This window comes from uncultured Campylobacter sp. (assembly GCF_937997595.1).
Classification (GTDB): Bacteria; Campylobacterota; Campylobacteria; order Campylobacterales; family Campylobacteraceae; genus Campylobacter_B.
This window is the reverse complement of the sequence record NZ_CALKTS010000264.1, coordinates 1-7,564: the sequence shown is the minus strand read 5'-3', so window position 1 is coordinate 7,564 and position 7,564 is coordinate 1. Positions and strand designations below refer to the sequence as shown.

Sequence of the window (7,564 nt, the reverse complement as noted above, 5' to 3'; positions counted from 1 at the left end):
CAAAGAGCCTGAGCAATCACGACGCGAAAAACGTCGTCTTAGATCCCGTGATGGTTGCCACCAGCGGCGGAGTTTTGATGAAACAAAGCGCGCTACATGCGCTAAAATATAAGCTGGCCCCCGCTGCGGAGATTATCACGCCCAACGTGCGCGAGGCTGAGGTTTTGGCGGAGATGAAAATTTCAAGTTTAGCCGATATGTGCGCCGCAGCGGTTAAAATTTCGCAGTTTTTCGGCGGCGCGATTTTGATTAAAGGAGGCGATCTGACGGCTGCGAGCGAGGCTTGCGGCGCGGCGGGAATGAATACAGCGCGAAATTTTAATGCTTCGCAGCGCGAGACGGGCGAAAATGGCGCATGCGAAAATTCTGCGAGCTCGACGAAGAGCGCAAATTTCGCGGGTAAAAATTTTACCAGCGGAGGCGGAAATTTAACGGCGAGCGTGGAGCCTTCTTTTGAACAAAATTTATCCGCAGCGTCTTTAGATATAGGTTTTAAACCGAGCGGCGAGGGTGGGGATTTGAGAAATTTAGCGGTCGATATTTTGTACGAAAACGGCAAATTTTATGAGTTTTCCGCATCCAAAGTAGCTACGCGCAACACCCACGGCACGGGCTGCACGCTCTCAAGCGCGATCGCGTGCGCGCTGGCGGCGGGGCTTAGTCTGCCCGCAGCCGTCGCCCATGCCAAGGGCTTCGTGTGCAGGGCGCTGGGTTGGGGTGAGCAGATCGGGCACGGATGCGGCGCGATAGATCATTATTTTACGGTCCAAGATCCCTTCGGCGCGGACTTTGGCGGATCTTGCGCGAATGAAATCAAAATCATCTCTCGAGACTAAAATTTCAAGTGCTCGTTGAAATCCCCGCATTCGTAAAATTTCAAAGCTCCGCTGCTATTAAATTTAATCTAGCGGCACGGGATCGTCCAAATGGCTCGTCGCGACTTGTGATAAACGGCGGGATAGCGTGGCTAAAAAGCGTGTTGCGGGAGTAGTGCGCTTAAAATTTTAGTTGATTTTTAGGCATCATAATCCGCGTAGAATTCTAAAGAATTTTTGAATTTTATTGTAGGGTTCGCGTTGCAAGTTAGGGCTTTCCTTATTTGCCTTATGCTATAGCTCTGCTTCGTGGCATTGTTAAATTTGCGTTATTTCTTATAGGTCTTTATGTGCGAAAAAAGTGGATTATAAATATAAACTAGTCATTCATTCACTGCTCGCGTTGCTCAAGGTAGATGCATCGCATTGTATGTCCGACCATTGCGCTATACTTGCCGCAGCATTGCGTCCTTGCTGCGAACTTAGCGATCCATGCCTGTCGTCTCATATTCGCTGAGCTTACTAAAATTCCAAATTTTCTAGCAAAAGAGTTATAATGGCTAAAATTACGTAAATTTAGGAATTTAAAATGCGCTGCAAAAAAGGACTACTACTCTTAATCATCGTCTCAGGGATAATCTCTGCCGCAGATAACTGGATCGCATCGCTACTACTACCTAGCATCGCAGATACGTTTGGGGTGCAGGTAAGCGCAGCCTCGACAGTTTTGACGGCATATCTGATCCCCTATGGCTTACTTCAGCCGGTTTACGGACATCTTAGCGATCGCTACGGCAGAGGTAAAATTTTAATCTCGCTAATGCTTTTTTTGGCGATATTTACGCTTCTTTGCTCTACTGCAAAAAGTTTAGCGTGGCTTGTTTTATTTCGTTTTTGCACGGGATGCGCGGCGGCGGGTATAATCGCCGTCTGCCTCGGCGTTATAGGCGATGCATATGACGATAAGGATAGACAAAAAATCGTAGCGATATTTCTGGGTTCGGTATTTTTAGGGCAGGGGCTGAGTGCGGCTTTAGGCGGATGGGCAGTGGCTAGATTTTCTTGGAGGGAGATATTTTTAGCCTTTTCTGCGCTGTCTGCAGTATCTTTCGTATCACTATTTACGCTAAATTTCAAAGACGCTCCGAAAAATGGAGGCGAAAGCTTTGTAAAATCCCTAGCCAGCTTGCGCGGCGATGCTGCGCTTTTGAGAAGTTATTTTTTGGCTTTATGTAACGGCGCAATCGTGCTTGGGGCGTATTCATTCATAGGTGCTTATCTGCTTAAAAAGCTGGGTTTGAGCTCAAATTTCGCCGGAGCTTGCCTTATGCTTTACGGCGTCGCTTGCTTTTTGGCAGGAAACGCTGCTAGATATTTAAAAGAGAAGTTGCCGCCAAAAAAATTCTATCCCTCGGCTTTTTGGCGTCCGCTTCGGCGCTGTGCCTTTTGGCGAGTTGCTTCGCTGCCACCGCATATGTAGGGACGTTTTTGCTGGGATTTGGCTATGTTTGCGCGCAGTCCGTCCTAGCAAGCGCGGCACTTCGTTGTGGCTCCGCCAAGGGTCTATCCTCCGGGATCATAGGCACGGCGATATTTTTCGGAGGCGGCATCGGTACTGCCGTAGGTGGCAGGGCGCTTGAATATTTAAGCTATCAAGGGCTATTTTGCGGCTTTGCCGCGTTAGCCGCCACGCTGCTGATTTTTTACCGTGCGAACTTTAAGGGCACGCGTGAAATTTAATGCTCCGCAACAATAGCAGAATTTAAAATTAGGCACACTTCGCTGCCGAGAAATTTCATAAAATTAGGCTATTTCAGGGCGCCGCATTGGCATCGTCGTAAATATCGCGGTGCATTGCATCACGCTGCCGCTTTTTCAGCTTCCGTGGTATGAGTTTGTTTCGGAATTTTTTGGGCACGCGGTTTGGTTTTGGGCGATCGAAGTATTCCGCTGCGATTTGCGAAATTGCGCGGCGGGTGAGCCCGATCCCGCGGACCGCTCGGGCGCTTCGCTCTTCTAGCTAAATTTGGAATTCCGCCCCGTTTAGTGCGGAATTCCATCATTTTTTATAAACGCAGTAAAATCACGATAAATTTTTATGTTAAAATTATGATTAATAAAATTTCAAAAGGAGCGGCAATGAAATATAAAATTTTAGTTGCGGCCTTTACGGCTACTTTGGGCTTACAGGGAGCGCTTGCGAGCGATTTTGACGAGCGGGCTTGCGCGGCGCTAAAGGGCACGAAAATTTACGATACAAAGATCAGTAAAGCGATCTGGAATCAAAGCGGCGAAATCAGCGCCGATAGGATGTCTGCGCTAACTGGCGGAGCGAAAAAGACGCTAAAAGCGGAGCCGCACTGCATCGTGCGCGGCGAGATAGCCTCGCGCACGGGCTCGGACGGCAAGCATTACGGCATAAAATTTGAGCTGCGCTTGCCAGGCGATTGGAACGGCAAACTGCTATTTCAGGGCGGAGGCGGTTTGGACGGCTTTGTAGCGCCGGCTCTTGGCGCCGTGCCTATCCGCACTAGCACCGCAACGCCCGCGCTTATGAGGGGCTATGCAGTCGTCACGACTGATTCGGGGCACCCTACGCCTACGCCCGAGTTCGGACTTGAGCAACAGGCGCGGTTAGATTATGCATATCAGGCCATCGGCAAGGTCGCGAGCGTCTCAAAGCAGCTGGTTTTTGCGGCGTATAAAAAAGCACCCGCGCACAGCTACTTTATGGGCTGCTCAAACGGCGGACGCTCGGCTCTGATGGCGGCGCAGAGGTATCCGCTGGAATTTGACGGCGTGATCGCGGCAAATCCGGGCTTTAGGCTTTCGCGCGCGGCGATCGCGGAGCAGTGGGATAATAAGCAGTTGATGAATATCGCGCCTAAAAATGCCGCTGGAGAGAAAATTTTTGCAAACGCCCTTACGCAGGAGGATCTGGATAAGCTAAGCAGGGCGGTTTTGGATAAATGCGATGCGCTAGACGGCCTAAAAGACGGAATCATCGGCGCTTGGGAGCGTTGCAAGTTCGATCCCAGCGGACTTGATCTAGCTAAAGAAAAAATTTCTGCGATAAAAGCGATATTTGAGGGCGCAAAAAACAGCAAGGGCGAGCAAATTTACAGCGGCTGGTTTTACGATGCCGGAGTAAATCAGCCCGGCTGGCGCATGTGGAAGCTTGGCGACTCGCAAACGGCAGAGCCAAATGCTAGAAATATCGTGCTCTCGAAGGGTTCGATGAATTATTATTTCTTGACGCCGCCGCAACCGGAGTTTGATCTGATGAAATTTGATTTCGATAAGGACGTAGAGCGAACATTCGAAACCGCGGCGATAAACGATGCGATTTCGACCAGGCTAGATAGCTTCCGCGCTAACGGCGGTAAACTCATCATCGTAACGGGCGTTTCCGATCCCGTATTTTCGGTGATGGATCAGCGCGATTGGTTTAAAAAGCTAGTGGAAACGAACGCGAATGCGGACGAATTTGCGCGATTTTTTGCCTTGCCTGGGATGAATCACTGTGGCGGCGGTAACGGCATCGATGACGTCGATCCGCTAAGCGCGCTTGAAGCGTGGCGCGAGCAGGGAACGGCTCCATCTAGCCTGCTAGGCAAAAGCACGAGTCGCGCTGGCAAGCAGATATCGATCTGCGCGTATCCAAAAGTCGCTATCTACGTAGGCGGCAACGAAAATAACGCGAGTAGCTTTGAATGCAGATAAAATTTATTTAAAGGAGTAAAGATGAGAGGTAAAATTTTAATCGCGGCCTTTACAGCGGCGCTTTTGTGCGGCTGCGCGGCGCACGATGCAAAGCTGGGCAAGGCGGCAAATGCAATGGATAAGAGGGGCGAAGCGGCGGCTGCGGACTGCGGCGCTAGTGAGGGCGTCTGCAAGGTGCCCGCGGTGCAGGGGCCGATGGTAGGCGGCGGCACAGACGAGCACGGCTGCTTGGTTGCCGCGGGGCAGAGCTTTTCAAAGATCAAGAATGGCTGCGTGCAGGTTTTTGATGTCGCGGACGTGAGGCTGGACGACCCTGATAACGCTACGCTTGCGATCTACGGGATATTTTCCGCGGATAAAAGCAGGGTAGAAATCTTTTGGGCGAGCTTGCCGCAGAGCGAAATTTTAAGCAAAGTTAAGGGTGGCTGCTACGTCTCGAAGGACGGCAAAATTTCGCTGCTAAAAAGCGGCAAGAGCTATAAGATCCACAGAAAACAGCGGGTGAAATTTTAAGTCAGCCAAATTTCGCGCGCCGCGGAGAAATTTAATCCAAACGCGCCAGGACTTAGGCCTGCTCAGCAGGCTAAGACGTAAATTTAGGGCAAATCAATACCAAGCTGATTCGATTATTCGCGGTATCTGCCGTCTATAAAAATTTAATCAAAGGAGCAAAAATTGAGGTCATAAAAGTAGATCTACAAAAATCATATCCCAAACCCAGGCGCGACTACGCTCGTATCGGCCAAATACGATGGCGACGTCAATGCGATGGCGATAACGTGGGCGCAGGCGCTTGACTACGACAAGGTTACCATCGTGCCGCACAACGGCTCATGCGCGGGGACGCTCATCGAAAAGAGCGGGTATTTCGCCGTGCAGATCCCCACGGCCGCGCAGGCGGAGCTAGTTAGCGAGCTGGGCGCCGAGAACAACTCGCGCTTTGATAACGCGGACAAGATGAAAAACGTGGAAATTTTTTATAAAGATGACTCCCGCGTACCGCTGATCGCGGGCTGCGCCGCATGGCTCGTTTGCAAGCGTATCCCCGAGCCTCATAACGAGCAGAGCTATGATCTTTTCATCGGCGAGGTCGTCGCGGCGTATGCGGACGAGCGGATATTTGACGGCGGACGCTGGCTGTTTGAAAAGATCCCTGACGAGCTAAAAACGCTTCACTACGTCGCCGGCGGTCGGTATTATCTGGACAGCAAAGCGGTAGATACTAAGCGCACGCCCATAAGCGAGGAATAAACCGCCTTGCAAAATGCCGGCAAATTTGTAAATTTAAGACGAGCGCACGCGTAAATACGCGGCTAGCTTCGGTAAAATTTCAAACTAAAGAATCTAAAAAAGGATAGAAAATGAAAAAATATATCGTCATCACCGGCGCAAGTTCTGGTATCGGAGCAGCCGCGGCAAAGGCGTTTGCTAGGCTCGGAGAAAATTTGATCCTAATCGCGCGCAGAGCGGAGCTTCTGCAAAGTTTAAAGGACGAGATCGCGCAGATCGCGCCCGAATCGGACGTAGTCGTTAAAATTTGCGACCTTGCGCGCAGCGAGAACGTCCTAGCGCTTTGGGACGAGCTAAAAAGCTACGAGCTAAAGGCGCTCATAAATAACGCGGGCTTTGGAGATTACGGCGCGGTCGGCGAGCGCGATCTATCCAAAATTTCGCAGATGCTGGAGCTCAACGTCATTTCGCTCACGCTGCTAAGCCACCTCTTCGTACGCGACTACAAGCGCAAGCCCGCCCAGCTCATCAATATCTCCTCCGCGGGTGGCTACAGCATGGTTCCAAACGCCGTCACCTACTGCGCGAGCAAGTTTTTCGTAAGCGCCTTTACCGAGGGCTTGCACTACGAGCTAGCGAAGGATAAAGACGCCAAAATGCAGGCTAAAGTTCTAGCGCCCGCCGCGACTAGGACGGAATTCGGTCCCGTGGCGACGGATGACGCCGATTACGACTACGACGCGGCTTTTAAGCGCTATCATTCAAGCGGGGAGATGGCGGAATTTCTGCTTGCGCTTTATGATAGCGACGCATGCGTGGGCGCGGTGGATCGAAACAGTTTTGAGTTTAGCCTGCAAGCTGCGCGATTTGACTACGCAGGCAAACGCTAAAATTTATGCATTATGCGTCGCGCGACGAGCCGTGCCGCACAATACGCTGTATAAAATTTCGCGTATCGTCTGCACCGTACGATTAAATTTCAGGCTTTGGAATTTTATAAAACAACAAATCCGCGTTAAATTTAATCCAAAATTTAGCTCGTCGGCGCCTTACGGCTTTTCGGACGCGATAGAGGCGCTTAAGAAAAACTGCTACGAGACGCAAATGCTCGCGGGCTGCCTTATGCTAGCGGACATCTACGATACGGAGCGGCTAGATGCGGGCGAAGCGGAGATAAAGAGGCTATATGCGCGGCTTTGCGAGCTAATGCCCTATGAGAAAAAATACTGCAAAAAAGCACGCTAAACTTAGCTGAAATTTTACGACTAAGCGGGCTGTAGCGAGATGCTGCGCCGCCTCATCTTTAAAATTCTAATTCATTTTACCGCGCGGACGATACTCGGTATGGAATTTCATGGAATTTTACGCCGTGCAGATAAAATTTGACCGCAAAGCGCGTTAAAATTTAAAGAAATTCAGGGAGCGAAAAATGGGTAAATCCGCCTTGGTGCTGGGCGCTACGGGCGTCGTAGGCAGGGAGTTGGTGCGCGAGCTTTGTGATAGCCCGGATTACGATGAGGTAGAGGCGTGGGTACGCCGCGAGATAGGCTTTTGCCACCCTAAGCTTCGCGCGCAGGTCATTGATTTTGAGGGTATCTCGGATATCGCGCCGCATAAATTCTACGAAATTTTTTGCGCGCTTGGCACGACGATGAAGCAGGCGAGCTCGCGCGAGGCGTTTTTACGCGTGGATGTGGACTACGTCTATGCGGCGGCGAAGTGGGGCAAAGCGGCGGGCGTGCGGCGCTTCGTGCTCGTATCATCTCTAGGTGCGAGCGAGGGTTCGCCAAACTTTT

10 protein-coding genes are annotated in these 7,564 nt (G+C 50.9%); all 10 read left to right on the top strand.

The annotated features are described in order from the left end of the window. Window positions 1–836: bifunctional hydroxymethylpyrimidine kinase/phosphomethylpyrimidine kinase (locus tag Q0614_RS08685; RefSeq protein ID WP_298788067.1), on the top strand; the 836-nt coding region annotated here is incomplete at its 5' end. A 568-nt stretch (window positions 837–1,404) separates the two neighbouring features. Beyond that, on the top strand, window positions 1,405–2,295 hold the full coding sequence (locus tag Q0614_RS08680) for an MFS transporter (RefSeq protein ID WP_298788066.1): 891 nt from the start codon (window positions 1,405–1,407) through the stop codon (window positions 2,293–2,295). A gap of 8 nt (window positions 2,296–2,303) precedes the next feature. After that, complete coding sequence (locus Q0614_RS08675; RefSeq protein WP_298788064.1) at window positions 2,304–2,555, top strand: hypothetical protein; 252 nt, start codon at window positions 2,304–2,306, stop codon at window positions 2,553–2,555. Window positions 2,556–2,664: 109 nt separating this feature from the next. Further along, window positions 2,665–2,835, top strand: coding sequence for a hypothetical protein (locus Q0614_RS08670; RefSeq protein WP_298788062.1), 171 nt, complete (start codon window positions 2,665–2,667; stop codon window positions 2,833–2,835). A 119-nt stretch (window positions 2,836–2,954) separates the two neighbouring features. After that, window positions 2,955–4,538: a tannase/feruloyl esterase family alpha/beta hydrolase gene (locus tag Q0614_RS08665; RefSeq protein ID WP_298788060.1), complete on the top strand. Its 1,584-nt coding sequence runs from the start codon at window positions 2,955–2,957 to the stop codon at window positions 4,536–4,538. A gap of 21 nt (window positions 4,539–4,559) precedes the next feature. Then, window positions 4,560–5,051 carry a hypothetical protein gene (locus Q0614_RS08660; RefSeq protein ID WP_298788058.1) on the top strand — a complete coding sequence of 164 codons (492 nt, stop codon included), beginning with the start codon at window positions 4,560–4,562 and terminating at the stop codon, window positions 5,049–5,051. 255 nt (window positions 5,052–5,306) lie between these two features. Beyond that, the gene (locus Q0614_RS08655) at window positions 5,307–5,789 is read left to right on the top strand and encodes a flavin reductase (protein ID WP_298788056.1); all 483 of its coding nucleotides are present in this window, start codon (window positions 5,307–5,309) and stop codon (window positions 5,787–5,789) included. Between the two features lie 110 nt (window positions 5,790–5,899). Next, the gene (locus Q0614_RS08650) at window positions 5,900–6,658 is read left to right on the top strand and encodes an SDR family NAD(P)-dependent oxidoreductase (protein WP_298788054.1); all 759 of its coding nucleotides are present in this window, start codon (window positions 5,900–5,902) and stop codon (window positions 6,656–6,658) included. Next, entirely contained in the window at window positions 6,636–7,013 is a 378-nt protein-coding gene (locus Q0614_RS08645; RefSeq protein ID WP_298788052.1) for a hypothetical protein, read from the top strand. The genes Q0614_RS08650 and Q0614_RS08645 overlap by 23 nt, the downstream gene beginning before the upstream one ends. Before the next feature lie 184 nt (window positions 7,014–7,197). Next, a partial coding sequence (locus Q0614_RS08640) for an NAD(P)H-binding protein (RefSeq protein WP_298788050.1) occupies window positions 7,198–7,564 on the top strand: 367 nt, incomplete at its 3' end.